The organism is Gluconobacter sp. R75690, assembly GCF_015244525.1.
GTDB classification, from domain to species: Bacteria; Pseudomonadota; Alphaproteobacteria; order Acetobacterales; family Acetobacteraceae; genus Gluconobacter; species Gluconobacter potus.
This window is the reverse complement of record NZ_JABCQB010000014.1, coordinates 65,647-91,945: the sequence shown is the minus strand read 5'-3', so window position 1 is coordinate 91,945 and position 26,299 is coordinate 65,647. Positions and strand designations below refer to the sequence as shown.

Below are 26,299 nucleotides of genomic sequence, written 5' to 3'. Positions count from 1 at the left end.
TGATCGCCCATTCCTCGTCCGTCAGGTCACCACGCATCTACAGGTCTCCGCAAAGACCAGCTTTGAATCACGTCCAAGCCAGTCTGGGAAGACCTTTTGTCAACAGAACCTGGTTTCCCCCATACTGACTGCCCCCCTTCAATGGGTCATGAGCCTAGAGGCGAGTCTGTCCGTTGCCCTTATCTTCCCGCTCGACGGGAAAAGCCCCCCTTAACCGGTCGAAAATTCTCATACACCAGAAGCCATGTCAGGCCGACAGTAACAACACATAGAGCATCAGCCCTGGCTTGTTGGCGGCCCAGCATCACGGTGCTGCTTGGTCATGAAAATCAGACAGGACGCTGATCGTCTCTCTGACGAGACAAGAACCCCCGCGGCAGCATGCGCCCAAGTACTTTGTCTTTTAGGACGAACTGATGAAAAAGCGCCGCTGCGCCGTGGCCTGTCGCAAGACCCATGATCAGCCAGGCGTTCCAGCTATGCAGCGTGTGAAGCCACGTCACGGTTAACGGTGGAAACCGCGCAAATGGGGATGGGATCAGGAAGCCGAAAAAACTCATCGTCTGTCCGGCACCCCATCGCCAGAGATAGCCGAGCACGATTTCCGCCAAAAGCAGCCCATAAAGCATGTACTCCGCTCCAAGCGCGAATATCCGGTCCAGGGGCCGGAGAAGGTCCGACAGGTGTCGACCTTCCGTCAGACGCCAGACAATACGGATAGCCATGATCGCCGTCAGCAGGATACCGGCGGTCAGATGCGCGACGACCATCAGATGATGGACGGATTTTGCCGGCCAGTTCCAGGTCTCACCCACGGCGAACTGAAACAGCACCAGAAAGGCTGTCATCCAGTGAAAGATGATCGTCGGTCTGTCGTAGCGCAACAGACCGTCCGCGATGTGCGGCGTTGAATCAGGCATATGTGTCTCGGCAGAAAAATCTGAATCCATTTTCATATCATGCTTACCTGACAGGGTTCTGAACAGAACAGATTTCCCGAAAACATCGATAATATTGAAAATAACTCGCAATATCAGAATAAAATATCTATTGTAACGACAAGAGATACATCTTATGCTTGAATTCTATTTACCAGAAACAACAGGTCGTCTGATGTCGCGTCTCCATCCTCTGGCCGAACGTCATTCTGTCGAGAAACTCGGGTGGCTGCGTGCGGCCGTTCTCGGCGCCAATGACGGAACACTGTCAACCGGCAGCCTCATCGTCGGCGTGGCCAGTTCTCATGCGACACGCGGCAGCATTCTTATCGCGGGTTTGTCCGCACTTGTCGCAGGCGCCCTGTCCATGGCGGCTGGCGAGTATGTTTCGGTCAGTTCCCAGGCTGATTCCGAACACGCCGATATCGCCCGCGAAAAACAGGAACTGGCCACGGACTGGGAGGGAGAAGTCACTGAACTGGCCGGGATCTATCAGAAGAGAGGACTGGATGGAGATCTCGCGCGCAAGGTCGCCGTCGCCCTCATGAAGCATGATGCGCTCGGCGCCCATGCCAGGGATGAACTGGGTCTGTCCGAGGCCACGGCAGCAAGACCCATACAGGCGGCATTCGCCTCGGCAACCGCCTTTTCATCCGGAGCCCTGCTGCCCGTGCTCGCGGCGGTTCTGACCCCCGTGGCGTGGGTATCCTGGGGCGTGTCCCTGACGTCCGTCGTGGTTCTCGCTGTTCTGGGCGTCGTTGGCGCGATTGCCGGCGGTGCGGCGCCTTTGCGTCCAGCACTGCGCGTGACGTTCTGGGGTGTTGTTGCGATGATCGTCACGGGCGGGATCGGCCGCCTGTTCGGTGTGTGACACCGCTCTCCAGGTTCTGAACGAGGCACGTCCTGGATAGCCTTGACTTCATCCAATACATCCATAATCGTCGATTTATGGATACAAAATCTGCCCTCGTGGCCCTGACTGCCCTGTCGCAACCTACCCGGCTGGAGATCTTTCGTCTGCTGGTACGCCATGAGCCGGACGGCCGGACCGATGTCAGGGGGAGAAAGCGTAGCGCAAGCTGGATGATGGGATAGGAAAGGGTGTGTTCAATCCGACGCATCATACGCCGCAGCGGACCAAGGTTGATGATAGCTGGCTGCCGGGTGAGGGAAGGGTCCAGCCCGTTGCGTAAGTCTTCACGGGCACTCTCCCGGGCTCGCCTGGCATTGATGAGGCTGATCTCGGAATAGGCCCCGAAGGACAGGGCCTTCTCCTTGCCTCCAAAACGATATTTCAGGCGCCAGAGCTTTGTCCCGTTCGGCTTTACCAGTAGATAGAGACCCTGCGCATCACTGAGCTTATACGGCGTTTCCTTCGGCGCGGCCTTGCGCACGGCGACGTCTGTCAGCACCGATACCCCCAGCCTTCAAACGATACCCCCATTGATACCCCCATTCGCATTGCGGTTCATGGTTTGTTCTCGTCATTAATGGACACAAACCAGATGGAGGAAAAGGGCAGATTTGGCTGCCCTTGGTCAATAACGGTCACTAATGGTGGGGGTATCGCTGGCGGAGAGAGTGGGATTCGAACCCACGGTACGCTATTAACGTACACACGCTTTCCAAGCGTGCGCCTTAAGCCGCTCGGCCATCTCTCCTGTCGAGCGAGGCGGTGTTTACGAGAGCTTCGGCTTGAGATCAAGTGCCTTTCGACTGTTCTGGACAAATTTTTCAATAAGTTCAGCGGATTTGCTGCCAGGAGTGGCCTCCACTCCCGAAGAGACGTCAACTGCCGGTGCCTGGCTTTCCTGGATTGCCCGTTGGACATTCCGGGGGGTCAGGCCGCCTGCGAGCATCCAGAATGAGGGTGGTGTCCAGTTCCGGGTCAGGGACCAGTCAAAAGTCCGGCCGAGGCCACCTGGGCGGTGATCCTGTTCCTGTTTGGGGGCTTCGATGACATATCCTGCCATGTCTGAGTTTGTCGGCAAATCCGAATGTCTGGCAATGCCGCAAGCCTGCCAGACGGGACGTCCAAAGCGGGACTGGATTTCGATTGCCCGTTCCGGGGTATCATAGATCTGGAGAATATCCAGCGGGACAGTCCGCAGAACCTGCGCGATGAAGTCGTCATCGGATTTCACGAACAGGCCGACCCGCAGAGGCCCACCTTCCTGACCGGATGGTGCGCTCTCATGCAGGCGCAGGGCGTCATCAGCGGTTACAAACCGTGGCGAAGCGTCGCAGAATACGAACCCGACCCAGTCAACCATCAGACGCGCGCAAAGCGCCATCGTCTGGGTGTCACGAATTCCGCAGATCTTGACGCCGGTCATGCGCTGGCCAGTTCCTCCATGATGGCTCTGGCGGCCAGAACCGGATCTGAGGCTTTCGTGATGGGCCGCCCCACGACGATCCAGTCTGCTCCGGCTTGGGCAGCCTGTCGGGGCGTCATGATGCGCTTCTGGTCATCGGAAGCGCTGCCAGCAGGCCGGATGCCCGGCACGACCAGAACGGGATCGTCACCCAGGGCATCGCGTAGAGGCGCAATCTCATGCGCCGAACAGACCAGCCCGTCCGCACCAGCGCTGATGGCCAGTTTTCCAAGTCTGAGCACCTGTTCCTGGGGCGTGGCGTTGACGCCGATATCCAGCAGACCCTCAGCGTTCATGCTCGTCAGAACCGTAACGGCAAGCAGTTTCGGGCGTTTTGTGCCAGCGGGAAAAGCGCTCTCAAGAGCTTCCCGGGACCGGGCGATCATTTCGGAACCGCCACTGGAATGGATTGTCGTCAGGGCAGGTCTGAGCGGGGCGAGGGCAGACAGGCCCGATGCGACGGTGTGGGGAATGTCGTGCAGTTTCAGGTCCAGAAACAGTTCGTGCCCGGCCGATACGGTTTTTACCGCATCCAGACCGCAGGCATAGGTAAACTCGAGACCCAGTTTAATGGCGTCGACGTCATTTTTCAGGCTGTCGGCCCAGTGCTGGGCTGTGGAGCGGGATGCGGTATCGAGGGCTGCGATCAGTCGTGTGCGCCTGGACATGGTGGAGATCAGACCTTCTGTTCAGGCTGGACGGGAGTGGTGCCGGGAAGGGGGGAACCTGCTGGGTTTTGAAGACGGTCGAGACGCTGATGGAGTTCAACCAGCTGACTTTCCAGGGTGCGGACATGCTGCTCGGCGCGGCGGGCGCGCGAACGCTGCTGCATGTCACCGATCAGACCGATCAGGAAACCAAACAGGAGAGCGACCACGCCGACGCCCAGGACAAGGGTGCCAATGGACAGATGCCAGCCGAAGGAAACCAGCCAGATGGGTTCCAGATCCGTATTGCTCAGAGCAAAAACGATCAGGACCGCAAGAAGAATGACGAGAATGAGCAGTCTGAGCATGAACATGGTCCTATCGTGCTACCTGCAGCGCAACAAGACGTGCGGGCAGGAAGATTGATCCCTGTCAGCAGTCATGATGCCCAGTGCAGGCGGTATCATGCGCCAGTGCTGACATTGCGCCAGATGGCGATATCACCCTCAACGTATCACCGAAAGGGATTGCGGTGTCTGAAATCATCCCATGACGGTGACCACCTCCGGAAAATGCTGTCTTCCTGGTTGTTTTGGCAGACTGGAAACGAAAAGGTCCTGCCTGTCGGGCTGATGGGAAAAACACTCCATGCCTTTCACGGAACCAGAACCGATTGCGAGCGTCTGGAGCTTCAGGCTGAAAGATCACCGGATTTCGTCCCGCTAGTCAAAACGCAAACATCATGACAGAGTATAGGGCGCCACATTTCCTTGCATTTCAGTGCAGTATGAAATGTAGGAAATGATGATGACCGCATGAGGATGCAGACATAATGAGCCAAACATACGCCGACACCGTAACCGGCACTCCTGCCAGCCTGGATGTCTCTGACTCCCTCCCGTCCTCCTCATCTCTCATCATCGGTTCGCAATATCTCCGGACGTTGTCGATTGACGTACAGAATACTCCGGACGTGTACAGGGAACTGCCGTCGCAGCCTCATATCGGCATGATGGTCGACGTGACAGGGCGCCAGCTCGGAGACCAGCCAACATTCGAGGTCAGTCTGGTTATCCGTGCACAGGGATTTGAGCGAGCGCCCACACAGGACGCTCCCAATCCGAAGGTACTGTATGAACTCAGTGTGGCGTATGCAGGACTGTTCGGTCTGACGGGGCGTATCCCGCAGGACGCGGTCGAACCCCTGTTGCTGGTTGAAGCACCGCGCTTCCTGTTTCCACCCGCGCGCAGCGTCATGCTGAATACGGTTCGTGAAGCAGGATTCCCGTCTCCCAACATCCAGCCCATTGACTTCCATGAACTCTGGCAGAGCCGGCGCGCGCAGCAGCGTTAAACCTGACGCGACAGCTTTACCATTCCGTGTGCGCTCCCAGAGGATCCAGCGTCAATGAAAGATCACATCCTTGCATCTCCGGCTTTCGCGGGCGACCGGCCGCCTCTGTGGGCTGCGTTTGACGCTGAATGGTACCGCACACGCTATGGGCTGCGACTGCGTGAGGAAGCCAAGGAGAGCGGAGAGGCTGGCGAGCTTGATCTGAGTGACGAAGGGCTGGAGCAGCACTGGAAGAGCCGGGGCGCCAGGGCAGGGTTCTCTCCCAACCGTTTTTTTGATGAAGAATGGTATCTGCGCCAGAATCCGGATGTCCGGGAAGGCATCAGTCTGGGGATTTTTGACAGCGGTTTCCTTCATTACTGCGAAAGTGGCTTCCGGAGCCGCTCGCCGCACTGGCTTTTTTCCGAAGAAAATTATTTCAGCTGCAATCCTGACCTGAGCCCTCATGTTCTGGCATCACAGGGGTTCTGCAACGGTTATGATCATTATCTTGCGATCGGCGATCAGGAACATCGCAAGTCGCATGTGTTTTTCGATCCCGAAGTCTTTCGTGCCGCCAGCATGGCTGAACGGCAGCACTATGACTTTGCGATTGGCGATTTCGCCCAGTTCATCAGGTTTTCAATGGCCGGTCGCCGGCGCAGCTCCTGGTATTTCGACCCGCAATGGTATCTTGAGCGTTATCCGGATGTGGTGGACGCACTGGAGAACGGCAGATACCAGAGTCCGCTTCATCATTACCTGACCAATGGCAATCCAACAGCCTATGATCCCAATCCGTGGTTCAGCGAAGCCTTTTATGCTGCGCAGTATCCCGATGTTGGCAATATCGTGGGCCATGGAGGCTTCCGGAACGGCTATGAGCATTTCATCCGTTTCGGCATTGCCGAGAAACGACAGCCACAGGCTGGCGTCGATCTCGCCGGTTTCCTAGGTCAGAGCGGAACGCAGCGCCAACTGCGCAGACCGGATATCTCCGATATCTTCACACTCTGGGTCCAGTCCCAGAATAATCCTGTAAACGACGTTGTTGCTGACATTCCTGCAGAGCAATGCCAGCTTCTGGATCTCAAGCGGGCGCAGACCCTCATTCCCTCACTGATCCGCGGGCCACTGGATTTCCGCCCGGTCACCATACCGGACGTAACGGTCATCCTGCCTGTTTCGAACCAGTTTCTGGAAACCCTTGCAACGCTTGCCGCCCTTCATGCGAACAGTGAGCGCAATCTTCAGATCATTCTGGTCGATGCGGGTTCCACGGATGAGACAGCCCAGATCGAAAGATTCGTTCGTGGAATTCACATTGTCCGCCCTCCTTACCGAACCACGCATGCCGAGCAGATCGGGCTTGGGCTTGAGCTTGCAAGGGCAGAGGTCATCCTGCTTCTGGCCGCAGGCGTACAGCCTTTTCCCGGCACCCTGAAGATTGCTCTTGAAGCCTTCGCGGACCCGGAAGTCTACGCCGTAGGCGGGCAGTCCCTGGGACTTGATGGACGGGTCCGGGAAGCCGGCAGCATCGTCTGGCGCAATGCGGCCTTTACACCCTTTGGGCAGGGATTACGGGCGAACGAACCTGAAATCGCGTTTCGGAGATGGGTAGACGCCTTTACCGGCGGCCTTCTGTTCTGTCGCCGGCTTCCGCTCCATGATCACAACCGGCTCAGTCCCGGCTGCATTGGCCCGGAAGCCGAAATGCTGGCGATCTGCCTGTCCCTGCGACAGGCGGGAGGCAAAATCCTTTATGATCCGGATGTGCTCGATCGGTCGGCTTCGGAACCGGGAATCGCGTCAGAACTGCGATCCCGCAATGAGGCGTGGCTGAAACGCCGCTTTGCAGGACTGCTCTCCAGGCAGCCATTGCCGGGAACAAGCCTCATGCGGGCCCGCTCCGCATCCGGAGCGCCAACCATCCTGTTCCTGTGTGAACGGCTGCCCCATGTCGTTCTGGGAACACCCTTTCTGCGCCACCGTGACATGATGATCGGGCTGAGCCAGCTGGGATATCAGGTGACCGTTTTTCCGCTCGACGGCAGCCTTCATGACTGTGTCTCAACGGCGCTGGATTTTCCGGCAGCCATCGAACTGATGGACGATTGTGACCTGTCCGAGCTTCCGGATTTCCTGCGCGAGCGGGCGGGATGCTTCGATTACGTCTGGATTGGCGGCATGAAAACGCTCCAGCGTGCCGCACCGATCCTGCAACAGTATCCGCAGTCACTGCCCAGACTTGGAATGGTCGCGGATATTCACGCAAGCCATGCCAGGGAGACCCATAACCGCCGGCTTGTCGGAGCAGTCAATAACCGGGAGCTGCTTTTTGATGATCTGGACCAGGATATTGACCAGGTCTGGATGACGCAGGCGGTAATTGCCGGAACGGAAACCGAGAAGGCCGATCTGGAAGTTCTTGGCCTCACCAATGTGCGTGTTCTTGGTGCACCGCCTGTTCCGACGACGCTTTCACCCGGATTTGGAGAACGCTCGGGCATCCTGCTTGTTCTGCCTGTTTTTGCCAGTGGCGATGTGATTCATGATGGTCTTCACTGGTTTATTCATGACGTCCTTTCCAAGCTCGATCGCGGTCTGCCGCCGGACGCAACCGTCCTTCTTGCGGGCCACAAGGCCGCCGGGGTCGATCTCTCCGCTTTCACGCGATATCGGCGACTGGAAGCCTTCCCGGAGGACGCCGATCTTGCCGCTCTCTACAGGTCACGCCGTATTCTCGTGGAGCCCACACGCGTTCTGCCGGCCATTCCACGGGAAGTTCTGGATGCCGCTGCGGCGGGGCTGCCTGCCGTTCTCTCCGAAACAGTCTGCCAGACACTGGGATGGGAAGACGGGAAGGATTGTCTGTCTGGCGGCTTCTGTGATCCGGACCGCTTCGCCCAGGCCGTGATCCGGCTGTATACGGACATGGATCTGTGGAATACGATAAGCCATGGCGTACAGGCCCGGATGGCAGAGGAGGCGTCCAGTTCGAATTTTCATGATGGTCTCCGCGAGATCCTTTCCATCGCGGCAGGCACCACACCTCTTGCAGCTTCGACCGTAACGCCGCGTGCGCACAGGCTGTCCGAGACCGCTCCCGGTTTTGCTCCCGCGCCGATCCGTCTCCAGCCGCGCCGACTTACGACCGACGGCGATTGAAAGACCGGCTCTCCGGTCTGATTTTGGGTGACTGATACCCCGAACATGGAACACAAGATGACTGCCAATTCCGAGACACTTGATACCGTTCTCCAGGCCGTTGACACCCATCTGGATGCTTCGGTCTCACGCCTCTTCGAGCTTCTCCGTATTCCGAGCATCTCTACGCAGCCTGCCCATGCCGCCGACTGCCGGAAAGCTGCGGACTGGATGCGGAAGGAACTTGAACAGCTCGGGATGAAGGCAGAGATCCGCGACGTTCACTGGGCGGCCCCCGGGCATCCAATGGTCGTGAGCCATGATCAGACACCGGACGATAGCAATGGCCGGCCGCATGTCCTGTTCTATGGTCATTACGATGTGCAGCCCACAGATCCGGAAGCGCTCTGGAATGCTCCTCCTTTCGATCCGCGACTGATCGAGGACGCTTCAGGTCGCAAGGTGATCGTTGCCCGCGGTGCGAGCGACGACAAGGGGCAGGTGATGACCTTCCTTGAAGCCTGCCGCGCCTGGAAAGAGGTCACGGGGGCACTTCCGGTCAAAGTGAGTGTTCTGCTTGAAGGTGAAGAGGAATGTGGCGGGGCGAACCTGTTCCCGTTCCTTAAGGAAAATGCCGCCGAACTCAAAGCGGATGTGGCGCTTGTGTGTGATACAGGCATGGCGGATCGCAGGACACCGGGTATCACGACGTCCCTGCGCGGCATGATGGCCGAGGAAGTGGTCATCCAGTGTGCCAGCCATGATCTGCATTCCGGTCTGTACGGCAATGCTGCCGCCAATCCGATTGCCGTTCTCTGCCAGGCCCTGGCGACGCTTCGGAACGCCGAGGGTGGCGTCACGCTGCCGGGTTTCTATGACGGCATCCAGGATCCGTCTCCTGCCACCCGGGCGCAGTGGAGCAGGCTTTTCCCCAATGACCGCTCCCTGCTGGAAGAGGCAGGACTGTCGGTTGCGGCAGGCGAGAAAGCCTATAGTGCGATCGAACAGACATGGTGTCGCCCGAGTTGTGAAATCAACGGCATCTCCGGCGGCTATGAAGGCGAGGGATTCAAGACCGTTCTTCCCGCCAAAGCCATGGCCAAGGTCTCGTTCCGGCTGGTTCCCGGTCAGGACCCGGACCGCATCCGCGAGGCTTTCCGCGCCCATATCCGCGCATCCCTGCCTTCCGACGCCCACGTCACATTCACGGCCCATGGCGGTTCTCCGGGCTTTGAAGTTTCCCGTGACAGCCGTTTTCTGGCACCAGCCCTGAAGGCCCTGAGTGATGAGTGGGGCGTGCCTGCCGCGACTGTCGGCTCGGGCGGCTCCATTCCTGTAGTCGGCGAAGTCCGCGATGCGCTGGGGCTGGATGCTCTGATGATCGGGTTTGCCCAGAATGACGACCGGATCCATTCCCCGAACGAGCAGTACGGGCTGGATTCCTTTCACAAGGGTATCCGTTCCTGGGTGCGCGTCCTTGCGGCGCTGGCAGACGCGGGCTGACGATGAAACACCCGCCACCGCTTGCACTGACGCTCGGGGATCCGGCGGGGATCGGCCCACAGCTTGCGGCAGAAGCCTGGCGGAGGCTGCGGCATTCAGGGGAAGGAACGTTCTTCTGGCTGGGTGATCCGCGTCTGGTTGAACGCGCCGTGCCCGTGACCTGCATCGCAACGCCGGAAGTGGCGCCAGCTGTCTTTGCTGACAGCCTGCCCGTTCTGCCAGTGCCGTGCGAAGTGGATGTCATTCCGGGCCAGCCTGATTCCCGGAATGCCACGGCGACGATCAGCAGTATCCGTCAGGCTGTTGAGTATGCCCTTGCGGGACGGGCAGGAGGGGTCGTGACGAACCCGATTGCCAAGCATGTTCTGGCTGCGGCCGGTTTTCCCTATCCGGGGCATACGGAATTTCTGGCGGCTCTGTGTGACATGCCGGGAGAGGAAATCATGATGCTGGCCTCGCCCCAGCTCAGGGTCGTGCCGGTGACGGTTCATGTCTCGCTTCGGAACGCCCTGAATACGCTGACAACCGAACGCATCGTGCAGGTGGCGGAGATTGCCAATGCCGCGCTCAAACGTGACTTCGGGATCATGGCGCCGCGTCTTGCGATAGCGGGGCTGAACCCTCATGCTGGTGAGCATGGCATGATGGGCGATGAGGAAATCACCATCGTCCAGCCCGCGATCGATAGGCTCCAGGCACAGGGGATCGACTGTCGGGGACCGATGCCGCCGGACACGATGTTCAGCGCCAAGGCCCGGCTGCATTACGATGTGGCGATCTGCATGTATCATGATCAGGCGCTCATTCCGCTGAAGACGCTTGATATGGAAGAAGGCGTGAACGTGACGCTCGGGCTTCCGATCATCCGCACGTCGCCCGATCATGGGACGGCTTTTGATATCGCAGGCCCTGTGACGGAGACGTGCCGGGCGGATGTGTCCAGTCTTCTGGCGGCGATCCGGCTGGCTGGCGAAATGAGCGCTTATCGGGAAGGAAGAGGATCATGATCCGTCTTGGAGTGAACATCGATCACGTCGCCACGCTGCGCAATGCCAGAGGGGGCACGTTTCCGGACCCGGTGGCAGCGGCCGAACTGGCCATCGCCTCGGGTGCGGACGGGATTACGGCACATCTGCGGGAAGACAGGCGTCACATCCGCGATGCTGACATGCCGCGTCTCAGGGCACTTTCCGCGCCTCTGAACTTCGAGATGGCCGCGACGGACGAGATGGTCCGGATTGCCTGTAACCTTCGTCCCCATGCCTGCTGTCTGGTTCCTGAAAAACGGCAGGAAGTCACGACCGAGGGCGGTCTGGATGTCGTGGGACAGAGTGAGGCACTCAAGCCGAAAATCGCGCGACTGCGGGATGCTGGCATCCGGGTTTCACTGTTCATCGATCCCGAGGCGCGACAGATCGAAACCGCCGCAGCTCTGGGAGCGCCCGTTGTAGAGCTTCATACCGGAGCTTACGCTCTGGGCGGCAGTGAGGAACTGGAGCGCCTGCGGTCAGCGGCGGAGACGGTCGCAGCCTGTGGGCTCGAACTCCATGCCGGGCACGGACTAACTTACGACAATGTGGGCGCAATTGCGGGCCTGACAGGGCTTGCCGAACTGAATATTGGCCATTTCCTGATTGGAGAGGCTATTTTTGACGGGCTGGGACCGGTAGTCCGGAAAATGAAGGGCCTCATCAATCCCTGAAAGAAAAAGGCGGGATGCTGCCATCCCGCCTTACTTTGCGATTTACTTGACCGGTTGAATAACCGGCTGGGTGTCGTCTTTTGTGAAGTTCGGAACATATTTTCCTGACTGGTCTGAATATGTCGCCGAACCATTCTGGGGTGGCGTGCGGGGCGGATGGAAGCCCGAAACAGGACCAAAGGGTCCACCATTCACGCGACGCATCGTGGATTCACGCTGACGGGCACAGCCGCGGGTAATAATGGAGCAGATGCCGTCCGTTCCGATATATTCGTCGTCATTGCCCGTGTAATGCACTTCCGAAACCCGGTCATGATCCATGCGAACAAGCATGCGACATGCCGTACCACCGCCACCGAACGCAGACTGGTAGATGCTGATGGCGGACTGGACGGGAATGAAGCCGGAATCGGCCGGCATGGTCGGAAGTGCCATGGTGCCGTCATACTGCCAGAGCTCGGTCGTATCGTTCAGCTTTTTTGTGCTACCCGGAATACCGGCACAGGCCTGAAGATCGTAGCTGGTCATCCCGACCATTTCCAGCTGTGCCTTGTGAGCGCTGCGGGAATCGAAATAACCACACCCCGAAAGGGCTGCGGTAGCCGTCAGGGCAACGAACATACGTGTAAAAACGGGGCGCATCATGTCTCCTTTGCGCGTAAGGGAAGCAGACTGCAGACCCGGAACGATTCATGACGAACAGGTCACAATCAGATGTGAAGTGTCCTGTTTCTACATCAGCATCCCTGACGGGGATAGAGGAAGCGGGTTCCTTTGTTCCGGATGATGGGTTAGAGGGCAGTTCCCTTGCATCACAGGAATGCCACCAATGGCCGATATGACCCCATCCGAGGTGACACGCCTCCAGACCACGCTCCAGCGCCTGCTGGGCTCCCCGAAGCTCACGGTCAACAAGCCCAGCCGCAAGGGCATGAGCGTTGAACTGGCCGTTGCCGGAGAAGTCATCGGGACGGTTCACCGCGATGAGGATGAAGGCGAGGTCTCCTACGCCATCCACATCACGGTTCTGGAAGAAGACCTGCCGGCTGCCTGAAATTCCAGGCAGCGTTAAGCCTCAGGCAGCGTGAGCCGGGGCAGGCATTTCGAATCGCGTGATCTTCCAGCCCCAGTGCTCGAACTTCATGTGCAGGACGAATGGTGTCTGTCCCGGCTGATCCAGACTGGCCTCGAACTTTCCGGGGCTCACGAAATGGGCATGCATGGAATGCCACATTCCAAGCCAGTCTGACGTGGCGGGGCCATGCGGCATCACCTGATGTGCCGTAGTCATCAGGGTCGCGGGCGTCAGATGCGTATCGATGGCATTGGACACGACCTGTCCTGCAAATGAACTTCCGAATCCTGGCAGATCGTCATCGGCAGGAGCCGCGGGCGTAAACTGTTCCTTGAGACAGTGCGTCAGCGCTGACCAGTCCACATGAGGCGCCAGGCGCGACGGATTGTTGCCGTTCATGGCCCGGTCGATATCCCACAGGGCGAGATAGGGCGACACCGCGTAGGCGGCCAGAACAGCGCCTGCACTGACACCAAGTCCCTGCCATGCGCGCGGCATGACTCTGCGAAAACCGTTTTTCATGATGACTTCTCTGCTCGGGTCCTGCGAGACACCAGGACAGTGTTGAACGACACCGACGCTAACGTCTTTCAAGAGTGAAAGTCAGCAATTATCATCATTTCATGGACATGAATTTTTCCGACCACGAGCTGGAACGGTATTCCCGCCACATTCTCCTGCCTCAGGTCGGAGCGATCGGGCAAGCGCGGCTTCGCGGGGCCTCTGTTCTGGTAGTCGGCGCGGGAGGGCTGGGAGCTCCACTGCTTCAGCAACTCGCTGCGTCGGGAATCGGACGTATCGGAATCATGGACGATGACCGCGTCGATCTCAGCAATCTGCAGCGGCAGGTTCTCTATGGCACTGACGACATCGGAGCGTTCAAGGTCGAGGCCGCGGCGAAGCGTCTGAAGGCGATGAACCCGCTGGTGACGGTCAGTCCGCATCCGGTTCGCGCGACGGGCACGACGCTGGATACGCTTGTGCCGCAATATGATCTGGTCTGTGACGGGACCGATAACGTCGTCACACGGCTGGCCGTCTCCGATGCCTGCGTGCGGCATGGCCGTTCGCTGGTGTCCGGGGCGGTGCAGGGATTTTCGGGACAGTTGGCCGTATTCAGGCCGCAGAAGGGTGGCCCCTGCTATCGGTGCCTGTTTCCCGAGGCCGCACAGACAGAAGCGCCGAACTGCGGCATGTCCGGCGTGCTTGGCGCAGCGACGGGCGTCATGGGGAGCCTGATGGCGGTAGAAGTCATGCGGGAAATCATCGGACTGGAAGGAACGGACCAGACACAGGTGAGCCTTTGGGACGCGCTGTCGGGAACGATGGAGAGTTTCGTGTTGAAGCGTGATCCGACTTGCCAGATCCATCATGATGAGCGGGTAGCCTGATGACACAGCCCATGTTCCTGACGCTGGCCGACGATTCCTGGCAGCGGGCTCATTACGCATTCGTCGTTGCAGCCGGTGGCCTGTCGCTCGGACGCGATGTGACGATTTTTGCCGGCGGACGCAGCGTTCTGGCTCTGACACCGGAGTGGAAAGGGCTTGAAGGCGTCATTGCGGACAGTGAGCTTGAAACCCGTGGGATCGCGGGTTTCAGGGAACTCCGGGAGGCGGTGCTGGATCTCGGCGCGACGGTCATGGCCTGCGAGGCTGGTCTCAGAATGGCAGGCCTGTCTGAAAAAGATCTGCTGGACGGGGTCACGGTGCGGGGAATTGTCAGCTTTCTCGAACTGGCGGGAGACAATCCCGTCCTTGCGCTGTAAGTTCCTGCCCAAGACACGATTTTCGGACGTCTTTCCCGTTTTGATGACTTGCCCAAACCTTCGGCCCTTGGCAGGGATGCGCTCATGAGAATGTCAGTCTTCCCTCTGCGTCCCGCCAAAGGCCATTCCGCTCTTCTTCGCGCGCTGCTGGCAGGTACGGTCCTGCTTGCTGCTCCGGGCTTCGTGAGTTCCGATGCCTGGGCTGCCCATCATCACAAGAAGCATGGGGAGACGGCCGCGAAGGCTGCGGACAAGCATGCGTCGGCCAAAAAGCATCACAAGGCCGATGCGGCAAAACCCGCATCACCGACTGCGAAGCACAAAGCGGCACATCATGCAGTTCTGAAGCATGCCGCTCCGGCCGTTGCCGCGGGCGCTGCCGCAACAGCGGCGGGTGCAGCAGCAGCGGATCAGCCTGCAACTCCGCCTGTTCCGCCAGTTCCTGAAAATACGGACAAGGGCAGCAACACCGGACTGCCGCTGCCGCGCTATGCCGCGCTCCGGGCCGACAAGGTCTATATGCGTCGCGGGCCGGGAGACCGGTATCCGATCGACTGGGTCTATCACCGCCGCGGACTGCCCGTGGAAATCGAGCGTGAATTCGATGTGTGGCGCCTTGTCGAGGATTCCGATGGCCAGAAGGGCTGGGTGCATCAGGCAACGCTCTATGGCAGCCGGACCTTTGTCATTCCGGGCCTGCCTCCCGAAGGCGTGAAAGCCCAGAACGGCGAGGCGAGCGCGCAGGAAGGCGACCATATCGGCAAGGCCGATGCCCGTATTCTCGCCCGTGTCGCCACTCAGGACGAGGCGCGGGCACATAAAAATGATGTGCTCCTCATGAGCCATCCGGAAGAAGATAGCACCGTCATCGCGGTGCTGCAGCAGGGAACGGTGGGCAACATCAAGCTGTGCCCCCAGAACTCCCAGTGGTGCCGCGTGAGTGTGAAGGGCTACGAGGGCTGGCTGCCCCGCCGTCTTTTCTGGGGGCTGCTCCCGGGTGAGACGATTCAACCAAACTGATTTTTTCGATCGAGGACGCCGTATATGACATCCAGTTCCCATTACCGCCGCACGCGGATCGTCGCGACTCTTGGGCCGGCCTCATCCTCACCCGAGATGATCCTTTCCCTGGCGCAGGCGGGCGTGAATGTCTTCCGGCTCAATTTCTCCCACGGCGCACATGAGGATCACGGCGAGCGCCATGCCGCCATCCGGGCCGCCGAGGAGAAGGTCGGGCATCCGCTGGCCATTCTGGCGGATCTTCAGGGACCGAAACTGCGTGTCGGCGTGTTCGAGAACGGTCCGGTAATCCTCGAGGAAGGCAAGCCGTTCCGCCTGGATCTGGACCGGACACCCGGTACGGTTTCGCGCGTCTGCCTGCCGCATCCGGAAATCATTTCCGCCGCCAAGCCGGGAAGCCATCTCCTGCTGGATGACGGCAAGCTCAAGCTGCGTGTCGTAAAGACGGGCGAGGGGTTCCTTGAGACGGTTGTGGTCGTGGGCGGAAAGCTCTCGGAGCGCAAGGGCGTCAATGTTCCCGACGTGACGCTGCCCATTCCGGCACTGACCGAGAAGGATCGCCGCGACTTTGACTTCGCACTGTCGCTGGGTGTGGATTTTGTGGCGCTCTCGTTCGTGCAGCGCCCCGAGGACGTGCAGGAAGCCCGCGAGATCGCGGCAGGTCGTGCAGCCATCGTGACCAAGCTTGAAAAGCCGCAGGCGATGGATGATCTGGCAGCCATCGTGCACCTGTCGGACGCGATCATGGTGGCGCGTGGCGACCTGGGCGTGGAACTGCCGCCCGAGGAAGTTCCGGTCGCACAGAAGCGCGCCATTGCCGAAGCCCGCAAGCAGTGCCGCCCGGTCATCGTGGCGACACAGATGCTTGAGAGCATGATCGAAAGCCCGACGCCGACCCGCGCCGAAGTGTCCGATGTTTCCAATGCCGTTTACGATGGCGCAGATGCCGTCATGCTGTCGGCGGAAAGTGCGGCAGGCAAGTACCCTGTCGAAGCCGTCTCGATGATGGTGCGGATTGCCGAGCGCGTGGAGCAGGACACCGAGTGGCGTCTCCGTATGGACCGTCTGCGCCCGGCACCGGATGAAACCGTCCAGAGCGCGATCGTTCAGGCCGCCTGGCAGGTCAGCCGCACGCTTCATGCCGGTGCCATCGCATGCCGCACCCGGAGTGGAGCAGGAGCCATGCGCCTGTCCCGTGAGCGGCCGCATTGTCCGATCATTGCCCTGACGCCCGAACTGTGGGTTGCACGCCGGCTGTGCGTTGTATGGGGCGTCTTTCCGCATCTGATCAACAGCGAACAGAGCACTCAGGGCATCGAGCCTCTGGCCGGTCCTGTTGCCGAACTCGCACGCAACATGGGTTTCTGCAAAACCGGGGATCGGGTTCTAATCCTGGCCGGCCTGCCTTCGGGTCATTCCGGCAGCACGAACACCCTGCGCGTCATTACAGCCTGAACATGCCAGCGACTGCCGGGCGTTCGCCCGGCAGTCGCTTATGTCTGGGTAGTTCAGCTCAGCAGGATTCAGGCCTGACGGTTTTCGATCAGGGTCCGGCGGATGGCGCGCCCGCGCTCGATCCGGCTCGTGATGGCCGCTTCGTCACCGATGCGGATTGCATCGGCCATTGCCTGCGTGTCAGCCACGAACTTGTCGAGCGTCCCTAGCAGCGCCTCCTTGTTGGCCAGGAAGATATCCCGCCACATGACCGGGTCCGACGCAGCAATCCGTGTAAAATCACGAAAGCCCGACGCAGCATAATCCAGGACGGCCGCGCGGATTTCATCGGACAGGTTGTCTGCGGTATCGCAGATCGTAAAGGCGAGGAGATGCGGCAGGTGGCTGACCATGGCGCAGATCCTGTCGTGCTTTTCATCAGACAGGATTTTCGTGCGCGCTCCGCACAACGTCCAGAGCTGTTCGATCGTGTTCACAGCCTTCGGATCCGCGCCTTCAGGCGGAACGAGCAGGGCCCAGCGATCCTCGAACAGCGTCGAAAACCCTGCATCCGGCCCTGAATGTTCAGTTCCAGCCATCGGGTGGCCGGGAACATACGCCACGTTTTCGGGCAGGATCGCCGCCAGTGTCGGGCCGAGCTGCCCACGAACGGAGGCCACATCCGTCAGAATGCTGCCGGGTTTCATAAAGGGGAGCACATGACGGGCGACCTGTTCCACCGCGCCAACGGGAACGCAGATCATGACGCAATCCGCCTGCGCAGCGACGGCAGGATCGGACGTCGTGATATCCGCGATGCCCAGCTCCCGGACTCGTTCAAGAACGGCGGGGTTTGAATCGGCTGCGATCAGGGTTTCGGCAATTGCCCCCGTTTCCCGGGCCCGGCGCAGAACGGACGAGCCGATCAGCCCCGGGCCGATGACCGAGAAAGACCTGAAAAGAGGTGTCATAAAACTCTGGGAGCCGTCGCGAAGGGGGTGTCCTCGGTTTTCTTGCCGTCCCGGGACGTGGCCTCTTTCTTGATGTTACCGGCAAGGGCCGTCACTGCAGGGGGAATGACAGTCTTGCGGGCGGAAGCCGGAGACGGAGCCGGCGTGCTTTTGCTTGCTTCCGCAGAAGGCGCATGACGCAGCCGACGCATTTCCACAATCTGCCAGACCAGCAGGACGGGAATACCGATCAGGATGTCCCGTCCACGGCGCAGCAGGGAAAGGCTGAGCGAGATTTCGGCATCAATGCCGAAAATCATGCCCAGCGCGACATAGGCGGCTTCCTGTACGCCAAGAGCGCCCGGCACAAGAAAACCGGCCGACATGATGCCACAGACCACACCCTCGATTGCGACCGAGGAGAAAAATCCGACATGCGCGCCGAGAAGCTGGAGGGCCAGCCACGTCATGGCTGCACTGCCCATCCAGCATAGCAGATGGCAGAATGCGCCGAGGGAAATCCTGTCCGGCCGGCTCCACAGGCTTTCGAGTCGTAACTGGAAGGTCTCCGTATTGCCGATCAGGGAATCGCGCCATTCCGCGGCAATGTGCTTCCCGAGGAACGCCGCAGCCTTGCGGACCATCACTCCGCCACGCTGCTGGGTCCAGATGAAGCCGGCAATTCCAAGGCTCAGCAGAACCATGCCACCGATGAGCGGCCAGACAAATCGTGAGGCCCCGTGATGCCCGATCAGGCAGAGAAGGGCGATCAGGACGAAGGCGATCTGCCCCAGAACCTCGGTCGTGATGTCCACCAGATTTGCGGCGACACCTTCGGGCCAGTGCAGTTCTTCTCCCTTGACGGTGCGGGGATCCACACCGGCCAGCGTGGCGCGGACACCAATGACCATGCCACCGAGCTGGGAGAACGGAAGACATGCTCCCGCGCTGTCACGGACCAGACGCGCTCCCATGAGACGCCGCACGCTCAGCAGCGGCACCGCCGCATGCCACGCAACGCCGAGCCCCATGTCGATCAGAAGCTGGCAGGCCGCGAGAAGCAGGAAGCCACCAACACCGACTTTTGAAAGTGCTTCCATGACGGGATGAATACCCGCCTTGGCCGCAATGAAGGTGAAAAGGGCCACCCCGAGAAGGGAAAGCAGAACAGGGAGAGTTTTTTTCAACGTCTTCGTCACATACCGTTTGGACACGCTCTATCGCACACAGGGTGAATATTCCACCCTTTCAGACGCTTTCCCCGAAAAGCCGGGGGGATTATGCTGTCATAAATTGCAACCATCTGCTGATGACCCAAGGAGACTCTGCCACCATGAACGATGTCACACTCGTTACGGGGGCTACGGGGTTTGTCGGCTCTGCCGTCGCCCGCGTCCTAGAAGAACGCGGCCACCGCCTGAGGCTTCTCGTCCGGCCGACATCCGACCGTTCAAATATTGCTGAGCTGAACGCGGAACTCGCCGTCGGTGACCTTTCCGATCCTGACACGCTCGCTCCGGCGCTGAAGGGCGTCAAAATCCTGTTCCACGTCGCTGCTGATTACCGACTCTGGGTTCCTGATCCGGAAACCATGATGAAGGCCAATGTGGAAGGCACCCGCAACCTGATGCTGGCTGCTCTCGAAGCTGGGGTGGAAAAAATCATTTACTGTTCGTCGGTTGCGGCCCTGGGGCTGCGAAGCGACGGCGTGCCGGCAGACGAAACCACGCCGGTTTCCGAAAGCCAGGTCATCGGGATCTACAAACTTTCGAAATACCGCGCGGAACAGGAAGTCCTTCGTCTGGTCCGCGAGAAGAACCTTCCGGCGATTATCGTGAACCCCTCGACGCCGGTGGGTCCGCGGGATATCAAGCCGACGCCCACGGGACAGATGATCCTCGATTGTGCCAGCGGAAACATGCCGGCCTATGTCGAGACCGGGCTGAACATCGTTCATGTCGATGACGTCGCCGAAGGTCATGCCCTTGCCTTGGAGCGGGGAAAGATCGGCGAGAAATACATTCTCGGCGGTGAGAACATCATGCTGGGCGACCTGTTCCGCATGGTCAGCCAGATTGCCGGGGTGAAACCTCCTGCCGTCAAGCTCAAGCAGTCCTGGCTCTATCCCGTGGCGCTTGTATCCGAATGGCTGGCCCGCGGGTTCGGCATCGAGCCGCGCGTCACGCGTGAGACGCTGGCCATGTCCAAGAAACTGATGTTCTTCTCGTCCGACAAGGCGAAGAAAGAACTCGGATATGCCCCACGCCCGGCCCGCGATGCCGTGACAGACGCCATTGCCTGGTTCCGTCAGCACGGACGGATGAAATAATGCTGTTCGGAACTGCACTGACCAGCCTGGGAGCCTGGATCTATCTTTCGCTGTTCCATGGGAAGTTCTGGCAGAAAGGCCCCATTCTCGCCCAGAAGCCCACGCCGGTCTGCGCACCGGACGTGGCGGTGGTCGTCCCCGCCCGGGACGAAGCGGACTCCATTCGTGAGTGCCTGACATCCCTTCTGGAACAGGATTATGACGGGAAACTGTCCGTCATCCTGGTCGATGACGAGAGCACGGACGGGACCGGCGACATTGCACGCGCGCTGCCTGATCCGCATCACCGCCTGACCGTCATTTCGGGCCAGAAGCGCCCTGCCGGATGGAGTGGCAAGCTGTGGGCGGTCCATCAGGGAGAGCAGGAAGCCCTGACGCGGATCGGCCCTTATGGCTACATCCTGCTGACAGACGCGGACATCATGCATGCCCCGGGCCATCTTTCCTCTCTGGTCGCCAAGGCCCGGGAAGATGATCTGGATCTTGTCTCGGAAATGGTGGCGCTGAACTGCGAGAGCACTGCCGAGCGTTTTCTGGTTCCGGCGTTCGTCTATTTCTTTGCGATGCTCTATCCGTTTTCGCGGATTGCGAGCGAACATTCGCGGATCGCAGGTGCGGCTGGCGGGACCATCCTTCTGCGGCGTCGGGCGCTGGAGCGGATCGGGGGTATCAGTGCCCTGCGCGGCGCCCTGATCGACGATTGCACACTGGCTGCACATGTAAAGCGTTCGGGTGGCCGGCTCTATCTGGGGCACAGTGCACTGGCGTGGTCCGTACGGCCGTATCGCGGCATGAAGGACGTGTGGCACATGATCGCCCGGACGGCTTATGTGCAGTTGCGCTATTCGCCGGTCCTGCTGCTTGCAACGATCATCGGGATGGCGACGATCTGGCTTCTGCCGGTGGCACTCGCCCTGTTCGGCAAGGGGCGGGAACGACGGGTCGGGCTTCTGACCTATCTGCTGTCCTGCCTGACATTCGTACCGACGCTCCGCCGCTTTGGCCTGCCACTATGGCGTGCCATTCCTCTCCCGCTCGTTGCGGCCTTCTATATGGCGGCAACCATCGGCTCGGCCCTCGATCACCACCGTGGGGTCGGCGTGCGCTGGAAAAATCGTTCCTACACGGATGAAACATCGTGACAGACAGCATCTGGGGGACGAAAGACGTCACCTCTGCCAAAGGCAAATCCGACGAGAACTTTCCCGTCGGTTCCTTCCTGATCGCTCCACGGCTCCGGCCTTACGTCCATACCTATTATAATTTTGCGCGTGTCGCGGATGACATGGTGGACACGACAGAGCTGACGCCTGCCGAAAAAATTGCACGGCTCAGGGGCATGGCGGCGGTCATCCGGGGCGAAATCACCGCACCTCCGCGCGCTGACGCACAGACGGCTGTCAAACTGCGCGAAGTGCTCCTTCAGACGGGCGTCCCGCTGGAAACGGCGACGGATCTTCTCGAAGCGTTCTGCATGGACGCGGAAAAGACCCGCTATGAAAGCTGGGACGAGCTGCTGCATTACTGCAAATACTCAGCAAACCCCGTCGGCCGCTTCCTGCTCCTGCTGCACGGTGAGGCCGAAGAGACGCTCGCGCCTTCCGATGCCCTGTGTTCCGCGCTTCAGGTCGTCAATCATCTTCAGGACGTCGCGGACGATCTGAAGGTCCTCGACCGGTGCTATGTGCCGCTGCCGTGGCTGGAAGAAGAGGGCGTCTGTCTGGATGACCTGCGTCTGGTGCGCAGCAAGCCGGGGGTTCGCCGCGTGTTCGACCGGATGCTGGATGGGGTGGACGTGCTCAACAGAAACGCCCGGATCCTGCCGCTCCTGATCCGGGATCGCCGGATGCGGCTGGAAGCGGCCGTCATTGTGGAACTGTGCCATATCCTGACAACCCGCCTGCGATGTCAGGACCCGTTGCTGGAACGTGTAGCTCTAACGAAGACGGATGGAGCGAAGGCCCTGTTCCGGGCGCTGCGTTATTTCCCTGCCGCCAGCTGAGCCGGAACGGCAGGGAGACTGGATCGGATCAGGCGATGATCCGGTCCAGTGCCGTACAGAAGATCTTCATTTCATCCATGGAGCCGACGGTAATCCGGGAGGCATTCGGCCAGACAGGCCAGGAGCGTCCGATCACGACTTTCTGCTGCAAAAACGCATCCTTGATCGGCTCTGCCGGTTTCTTCCAGTCAATGACGAACATGTTCGCGTCCGACGGAATGAAATGGATGCCACGCTTGCGCAGATGCTGGAACGTCATGTTCCGGGCTGCAATCATTTCCTGACGGCGGGCAGCGATGGCTGATTTCATGGTCAGGCTCATCGTGCCGCAGGCCATGGCCGGGACCGGCAGCATCGCGGTCGCGCTCTTGCCGTCATAACGCATCATGGCTTCATGCAGATCGGGTCTGGCGAATGTCAGTCCAAGACGCATGCCCGCCATGGCGAACATCTTGGAGAAGGTCCGCAGAACGACCACGTCCTTGTTCTTGGCGACCATTTCCACGGCGCTCGGCGCTTCTGAAAAGTGGATATAGGCTTCATCGACCAGAACGACAGAGCCCTTCGGCTTGTGCTCGACCAGCCACGCGATGTCGCGCAGAGGCGTGAGCGTCCCGGTCGGATTGTTCGGGGAGCAGATGTAGTAGACGCCGGCATTAGGATCGGCCGCCAGCATGGCGCGTACGTCGGTGCGATAGCCGCCCTTGGCGGACAGTGGCACGCGGGCGAGGGGGATCTTCAGCCAGTCAGCAGCCACCCAGCCGGCTTCATAGCTCGGATCTGCCGTGACAAGCCCACGGGTGGGCGAGCAGAACGTGACAATCGCGCGGGCGAGAGGATCGGATGAGCCGCACCATGTCATGACATGGCTCTCGGGAAGTCCTTCCACGTCAGAAGCAGCCTTGACCAGATCATCGCGCATGTGGCCGGTCGGGTCGTAGCGGTTGCTCTGGAAAACGGAAGAAGCACCGGCCTGCGCGGCTTCCGGGAAGGGGCCTGTCCAGCATTCATTGCTACCCAGACGGGTCATGCCTTCAAAGTTGATGCCTGACGGGAGAATGGCGGCATGCGCGGACTTCGTCAGAGCGTGAACGGTCGCGCCCGCTGCCAGAAGCGTGGCGATCCGTCCGAAACTGCGGCGGGAGTAGCCCCGCGCCAGAAGGTCGCTGCGGGCGGCGGGAGAGAGGGAACTGGTCATTGTGGGCCATACTCCAGACTAAGGCCAGAACATGTTAGTTCCGAAACGTTTTCCCTGTCAAAGCAGACCCGGGGGATATTTTCAGTATTCTTTCTGCTGGCCGGGAAGGGGGATGGATGTCGGCTTTCCGGGAGAGCCGGCATAGGTCAACAGCAGAACCGTCTGTCCATCACCGGTCACACCCCGGTGCACGTCATTGACCGATTCCGCGAAGGCTTGACCCTGATGGAACGTGCGTTTCTTGCCACTCTCACGGTCCTCGATCGTGAGGGTGCCTTCAAGCACATAGCCCGCATTGGGGTAGGGATGCACATGCCAGGGCAGGGCGGAATGCGCCGGGATCGTCAGCCGGATCATGCTGAGCATCGGATGGGTTGCCGGGTAATGGTCGTAAGGAGTGCCGTTCCAGGAGTGATCGTCCGCGAGGAGATGCTCGGCGTGGCCACTGGCTGTCGCAGGGGGTGTCGTCTGCGCGATGGCAAGCGGTGCCGTAAGGATCGCAGTTGCCACTGCCCCCGCAAGAAGGGCCGGGTTCATCTGGGGAAGGAAACGCATGGCGCAAAGACTCCTCTTCAGGTGTTGCGTTTTAGCATCACCCTAACGCATGGCACGCCTTTCCGTTCAGGTCATCTTTGTCTCGGGGGGATTTGGGTCTAGAACCCTGATCTTCTGAAACGAGACAGGGGACAGACATGGTTTTCAGCAGGATGCGCGCTTCTTCCGGTCTTCCCTGCGCGCAGGCCGATCTGGACCATGTCGAGAGGATCGTCACCGCTTCGGGAACATCCTTTGCCCGCGGGATGAGCATTCTTCCGCCAGACCGGCGTCAGGCGATGTTCGCGGTCTACGCTTTCTGCCGTCAGGTGGACGATATTGCAGATGGCGACGCCGGCGTCGCGGACCCGATGGCGGCCCTGCAGGAATGGCATCGGCGGATTGACCAGCTCTATGAAGGTGTGGCGACGGATGCACTCGATCGCATCCTGATCGTTGCCATCCACCGCTACCAGCTTCAGGCCAAGGATTTCCATGATGTCATCGACGGCATGGCCATGGATTGCGGCGCACCGATCGTTGCCCCCGACGAGGCGACGCTCGACCTGTACTGTGACCGCGTAGCCTCTGCGGTCGGACGGCTTTCGGTCTGCGTGTTCGGTGATTCGTCCGACAATGCGCGGCGCGTGGCTTATCATCTGGGGCGCGCGCTTCAGCTGACCAACATTCTGCGTGACATTGCCGAAGATGCGGGGCGGGGCAGACTGTATCTTCCCGCCGAGCTTCTGACGCGGTTCGATGTTCCCAAGGACCCGCAGGAAGCGCTGTACGCCCATGGCCTGGATCAGGTCGCCCGTATTCTTGCACAACGGGCCAAGGACCATTTCCGCGAAGCCCGCAATGCCATGCAGCTGTGTGACAGCACCGCGATGCGTCCGGCCCGCATGATGGCGGCATCCTATGCGCCGATCCTCTCAGCGCTGGAAAAGCGCGGCTGGAAAACGCCGGATATTGCTCCGAAAGTCTGCAAACCCTGGAGAAAGCTGCGTACTCTCGCAGCGTATGTGAAGTAAGACCCATGAGCCATGTCCACATCATCGGCGGTGGTCTGGCAGGCCTCTCCGCCGCAATCGAGCTGGCAGCACAGGCCCGGGTCACGGTCTACGAAGCAGGACCGGCCTGCGGCGGACGGGCCCGCTCCTTTCATGACCGCTCCCTCGATGCCCGGATCGATAATGGCAATCACCTGATCCTGTCAGCGAACGATCTGACGTTCCGCTACCTGGACATCATCGGCGCGCGCCATACCCTGACCGGCCCAGGCCTGCCGATCTTTCCGTATTACGATCTTGAGGACAGTCTGGCCTGGACGCTGCGCCTGTCGAAAGGAAAGCTTCCGTTCTGGGCGCTGCCGGGTGGCCGACGCGTCCCGGGCATGAAGCTGTCGGAACTGGCCTCCCTGGGGCGCTTTCTGCGGGCCGGCGAGAACACGACCGTGGATGCCTGCCTGAGTTCCGGGCAGTTGAGCCGCAGGCTGCTCGTGCCTTTTGCGATTTCCGTTCTCAATACGGATATCCATACCGGCAGCGCGAAACTGCTTGGAAACGTGATCCGCAAATCCCTCGCCAAGGGCGGCATGGCCTGCTGCCCCTGGTTCCCGGAGGTGGGACTGTCCGAAACACTGATTGATCCAGCCGTGGCATACCTGAAGCGCTTTCACGGCGATGTCCGCACGGGTGTCCGCGTCAGTGCCATCGAACAGCAGAATGGCCGGGCAACGGCACTCGAAACCGCTGAAGGACGGATCGAGCTCGGCCCTGAAGACCAAGTCATTATGGCCGTCCCGGGGCCTGTCGCGCAGTCCCTGCTGCCGGGGCTGAAAGCGCCGGACGCTTTCGAGAGCATCGCGAACGCACATTTCCGTCTTCCGGCCGTGGTTCAGGCCCGGGGCGTGGTGGCTCAGGCCGGGTTTGTCGGGCTGGTTGGCGGCATTTCGGAATGGATCTTCCTCAAGGGCGATATCCTGTCCGTCACCGTCAGTGCGGCCAACCGCTACGCCGATCGCGAGAACAGCGAACTGCTGGCCACGATCTGGTCCGAGATCCGGCGCGCGCTTGATCCCGTCCTGTCGCAGTCGCTTCCGGTCGCCATGCCGCCCGCACGTCTGATCTGGGAAAAACGGGCAACATTCGCCGCGACACCCGAGCAGAACCGGCTGCGCCCCGGACCCCGAACGGATCTCGTGAATCTGGCTCTGGCCGGGGACTGGACCGACACCGGACTGCCCTCCACGATCGAGGGTTCCATCCAGTCCGGCCTTCAGGCCGTTGCGGCGCTGGGTTTCCGCTCCGCCGTTGAAAACACGGGATCGTGATGAGCGCTC

At 60.2% G+C, this 26,299-nt stretch carries 26 protein-coding genes, 1 tRNA gene and 2 pseudogenes; 17 read left to right on the top strand and 12 right to left on the bottom strand.

The features are described 5' to 3' along the window. Positions 1-329 precede the first annotated feature (329 nt). Entirely contained in the window at positions 330-950 is a 621-nt protein-coding gene (locus HKD27_RS14545) for a cytochrome b (protein ID WP_370544281.1), read from the bottom strand. 163 nt (positions 951-1,113) lie between these two features. On the opposite strand from HKD27_RS14545, the gene HKD27_RS14540 reads away from it, so the two are divergent. Both HKD27_RS14540 and HKD27_RS16530 read left to right on the top strand, forming a co-directional pair. Then, positions 1,114-1,809, top strand: a complete 696-nt coding sequence (locus HKD27_RS14540) for a VIT family protein (protein WP_194689933.1) — start codon at positions 1,114-1,116, stop codon at positions 1,807-1,809. A gap of 77 nt (positions 1,810-1,886) precedes the next feature. After that, positions 1,887-1,982, top strand: a pseudogene (locus HKD27_RS16530) (transcriptional regulator); the annotation flags it as partial. 125 nt (positions 1,983-2,107) lie between these two features. On the opposite strand, the pseudogene HKD27_RS14535 reads toward HKD27_RS16530, so the two are convergent. From HKD27_RS14535 to HKD27_RS14515, 5 genes and pseudogenes are all read right to left on the bottom strand, one after another. After that, positions 2,108-2,350, bottom strand: a pseudogene (locus HKD27_RS14535) (Arm DNA-binding domain-containing protein); the annotation flags it as partial. Positions 2,351-2,508: 158 nt separating this feature from the next. Beyond that, positions 2,509-2,599: transfer RNA gene (locus tag HKD27_RS14530), tRNA-Ser, on the bottom strand. An 18-nt stretch (positions 2,600-2,617) separates the two neighbouring features. Continuing rightward, complete coding sequence (locus tag HKD27_RS14525) at positions 2,618-3,274, bottom strand: phosphoribosylanthranilate isomerase (RefSeq protein ID WP_194689932.1); 657 nt, start codon at positions 3,272-3,274, stop codon at positions 2,618-2,620. Beyond that, the gene (pyrF, locus tag HKD27_RS14520; RefSeq protein ID WP_194689931.1) at positions 3,271-3,981 is read right to left on the bottom strand and encodes an orotidine-5'-phosphate decarboxylase; all 711 of its coding nucleotides are present in this window, start codon (positions 3,979-3,981) and stop codon (positions 3,271-3,273) included. Before pyrF ends, HKD27_RS14525 begins: the two co-directional genes overlap by 4 nt. Before the next feature lie 8 nt (positions 3,982-3,989). Continuing rightward, positions 3,990-4,328, bottom strand: a complete 339-nt coding sequence (locus tag HKD27_RS14515) for a LapA family protein (protein WP_024716887.1) — start codon at positions 4,326-4,328, stop codon at positions 3,990-3,992. A 464-nt stretch (positions 4,329-4,792) separates the two neighbouring features. On the opposite strand from HKD27_RS14515, the gene HKD27_RS14510 reads away from it, so the two are divergent. The 5 genes from HKD27_RS14510 to HKD27_RS14490 are packed head-to-tail and all read left to right on the top strand — an operon-like array spanning position 4,793 to position 11,645. After that, the gene (locus HKD27_RS14510; RefSeq protein ID WP_062497896.1) at positions 4,793-5,314 is read left to right on the top strand and encodes a protein-export chaperone SecB; all 522 of its coding nucleotides are present in this window, start codon (positions 4,793-4,795) and stop codon (positions 5,312-5,314) included. Between the two features lie 54 nt (positions 5,315-5,368). Continuing rightward, on the top strand, positions 5,369-8,461 hold the full coding sequence (locus tag HKD27_RS14505) for a glycosyltransferase (protein WP_194689930.1): 3,093 nt from the start codon (positions 5,369-5,371) through the stop codon (positions 8,459-8,461). Between the two features lie 57 nt (positions 8,462-8,518). Next, positions 8,519-9,943 carry a M20/M25/M40 family metallo-hydrolase gene (locus HKD27_RS14500; protein WP_228518552.1) on the top strand — a complete coding sequence of 475 codons (1,425 nt, stop codon included), beginning with the start codon at positions 8,519-8,521 and terminating at the stop codon, positions 9,941-9,943. A 2-nt stretch (positions 9,944-9,945) separates the two neighbouring features. Beyond that, a complete protein-coding gene (gene pdxA / locus HKD27_RS14495) occupies positions 9,946-10,950 on the top strand; it encodes a 4-hydroxythreonine-4-phosphate dehydrogenase PdxA (protein ID WP_194689929.1) in 1,005 nt (334 codons plus the stop codon). Next, on the top strand, positions 10,947-11,645 hold the full coding sequence (locus tag HKD27_RS14490; protein ID WP_194689928.1) for a pyridoxine 5'-phosphate synthase: 699 nt from the start codon (positions 10,947-10,949) through the stop codon (positions 11,643-11,645). Before pdxA ends, HKD27_RS14490 begins: the two co-directional genes overlap by 4 nt. 42 nt (positions 11,646-11,687) lie before the next feature. Here HKD27_RS14490 and HKD27_RS14485 read toward each other — a convergent pair whose 3' ends face one another. After that, a complete protein-coding gene (locus HKD27_RS14485; RefSeq protein WP_062498183.1) occupies positions 11,688-12,287 on the bottom strand; it encodes a hypothetical protein in 600 nt (199 codons plus the stop codon). A gap of 187 nt (positions 12,288-12,474) precedes the next feature. Here HKD27_RS14485 and HKD27_RS14480 point away from each other — a divergent pair, with 187 nt between their 5' ends. Beyond that, on the top strand, positions 12,475-12,699 hold the full coding sequence (locus tag HKD27_RS14480) for a DUF3126 family protein (RefSeq protein ID WP_011253749.1): 225 nt from the start codon (positions 12,475-12,477) through the stop codon (positions 12,697-12,699). A gap of 21 nt (positions 12,700-12,720) precedes the next feature. On the opposite strand, the gene HKD27_RS14475 is transcribed toward HKD27_RS14480, so the two are convergent. Then, positions 12,721-13,242 carry a DUF2939 domain-containing protein gene (locus HKD27_RS14475; protein WP_062448183.1) on the bottom strand — a complete coding sequence of 174 codons (522 nt, stop codon included), beginning with the start codon at positions 13,240-13,242 and terminating at the stop codon, positions 12,721-12,723. Positions 13,243-13,343: 101 nt separating this feature from the next. On the opposite strand from HKD27_RS14475, the gene HKD27_RS14470 reads away from it, so the two are divergent. From HKD27_RS14470 to pyk, 4 genes are all read left to right on the top strand, one after another. After that, positions 13,344-14,111: a HesA/MoeB/ThiF family protein gene (locus tag HKD27_RS14470; RefSeq protein WP_194689927.1), complete on the top strand. Its 768-nt coding sequence runs from the start codon at positions 13,344-13,346 to the stop codon at positions 14,109-14,111. Continuing rightward, positions 14,111-14,488, top strand: coding sequence for a DsrE family protein (locus HKD27_RS14465; RefSeq protein ID WP_194689926.1), 378 nt, complete (start codon positions 14,111-14,113; stop codon positions 14,486-14,488). Before HKD27_RS14470 ends, HKD27_RS14465 begins: the two co-directional genes overlap by 1 nt. A gap of 84 nt (positions 14,489-14,572) precedes the next feature. Continuing rightward, positions 14,573-15,508 (top strand): SH3 domain-containing protein, encoded by a 936-nt coding sequence (locus HKD27_RS14460; RefSeq protein ID WP_194689925.1) that lies wholly within the window; start codon positions 14,573-14,575, stop codon positions 15,506-15,508. Positions 15,509-15,532: 24 nt separating this feature from the next. Then, the gene (gene pyk / locus HKD27_RS14455) at positions 15,533-16,963 is read left to right on the top strand and encodes a pyruvate kinase (protein ID WP_041112415.1); all 1,431 of its coding nucleotides are present in this window, start codon (positions 15,533-15,535) and stop codon (positions 16,961-16,963) included. Positions 16,964-17,031: 68 nt separating this feature from the next. Here the strand turns inward: pyk and HKD27_RS14450 are convergent, their stop codons facing one another. Together HKD27_RS14450 and HKD27_RS14445 are read right to left on the bottom strand one after the other, a co-directional pair. Next, positions 17,032-17,913 carry a prephenate dehydrogenase/arogenate dehydrogenase family protein gene (locus HKD27_RS14450; RefSeq protein WP_194689924.1) on the bottom strand — a complete coding sequence of 294 codons (882 nt, stop codon included), beginning with the start codon at positions 17,911-17,913 and terminating at the stop codon, positions 17,032-17,034. Next, positions 17,910-19,091, bottom strand: a complete 1,182-nt coding sequence (locus tag HKD27_RS14445) for an HpnL family protein (RefSeq protein ID WP_194689937.1) — start codon at positions 19,089-19,091, stop codon at positions 17,910-17,912. The genes HKD27_RS14450 and HKD27_RS14445 overlap by 4 nt, the downstream gene beginning before the upstream one ends. 134 nt (positions 19,092-19,225) lie before the next feature. Between HKD27_RS14445 and hpnA the strand changes: the two genes are divergently transcribed. The 3 genes from hpnA to hpnC are packed head-to-tail and all read left to right on the top strand — an operon-like array spanning position 19,226 to position 22,223. Beyond that, the gene (gene hpnA / locus HKD27_RS14440) at positions 19,226-20,221 is read left to right on the top strand and encodes a hopanoid-associated sugar epimerase (RefSeq protein ID WP_041112417.1); all 996 of its coding nucleotides are present in this window, start codon (positions 19,226-19,228) and stop codon (positions 20,219-20,221) included. Continuing rightward, positions 20,221-21,363 (top strand): glycosyltransferase, encoded by a 1,143-nt coding sequence (locus HKD27_RS14435; protein WP_062458921.1) that lies wholly within the window; start codon positions 20,221-20,223, stop codon positions 21,361-21,363. Before hpnA ends, HKD27_RS14435 begins: the two co-directional genes overlap by 1 nt. Continuing rightward, positions 21,360-22,223, top strand: a complete 864-nt coding sequence (gene hpnC, locus HKD27_RS14430; RefSeq protein ID WP_194689923.1) for a squalene synthase HpnC — start codon at positions 21,360-21,362, stop codon at positions 22,221-22,223. Before HKD27_RS14435 ends, hpnC begins: the two co-directional genes overlap by 4 nt. A 28-nt stretch (positions 22,224-22,251) precedes the next feature. Here hpnC and HKD27_RS14425 read toward each other — a convergent pair whose 3' ends face one another. Further along, positions 22,252-23,421: a pyridoxal phosphate-dependent aminotransferase gene (locus HKD27_RS14425; RefSeq protein WP_062497906.1), complete on the bottom strand. Its 1,170-nt coding sequence runs from the start codon at positions 23,419-23,421 to the stop codon at positions 22,252-22,254. A gap of 81 nt (positions 23,422-23,502) precedes the next feature. Continuing rightward, positions 23,503-23,976: a cupin domain-containing protein gene (locus HKD27_RS14420; protein WP_228518549.1), complete on the bottom strand. Its 474-nt coding sequence runs from the start codon at positions 23,974-23,976 to the stop codon at positions 23,503-23,505. A 137-nt stretch (positions 23,977-24,113) separates the two neighbouring features. Here HKD27_RS14420 and hpnD point away from each other — a divergent pair, with 137 nt between their 5' ends. Both hpnD and hpnE read left to right on the top strand, forming a co-directional pair. Beyond that, positions 24,114-24,989: a presqualene diphosphate synthase HpnD gene (gene hpnD, locus HKD27_RS14415; RefSeq protein ID WP_194265192.1), complete on the top strand. Its 876-nt coding sequence runs from the start codon at positions 24,114-24,116 to the stop codon at positions 24,987-24,989. A 5-nt stretch (positions 24,990-24,994) separates the two neighbouring features. Then, complete coding sequence (gene hpnE / locus HKD27_RS14410; RefSeq protein ID WP_062497908.1) at positions 24,995-26,290, top strand: hydroxysqualene dehydroxylase HpnE; 1,296 nt, start codon at positions 24,995-24,997, stop codon at positions 26,288-26,290. Positions 26,291-26,299 lie beyond the last annotated feature (9 nt).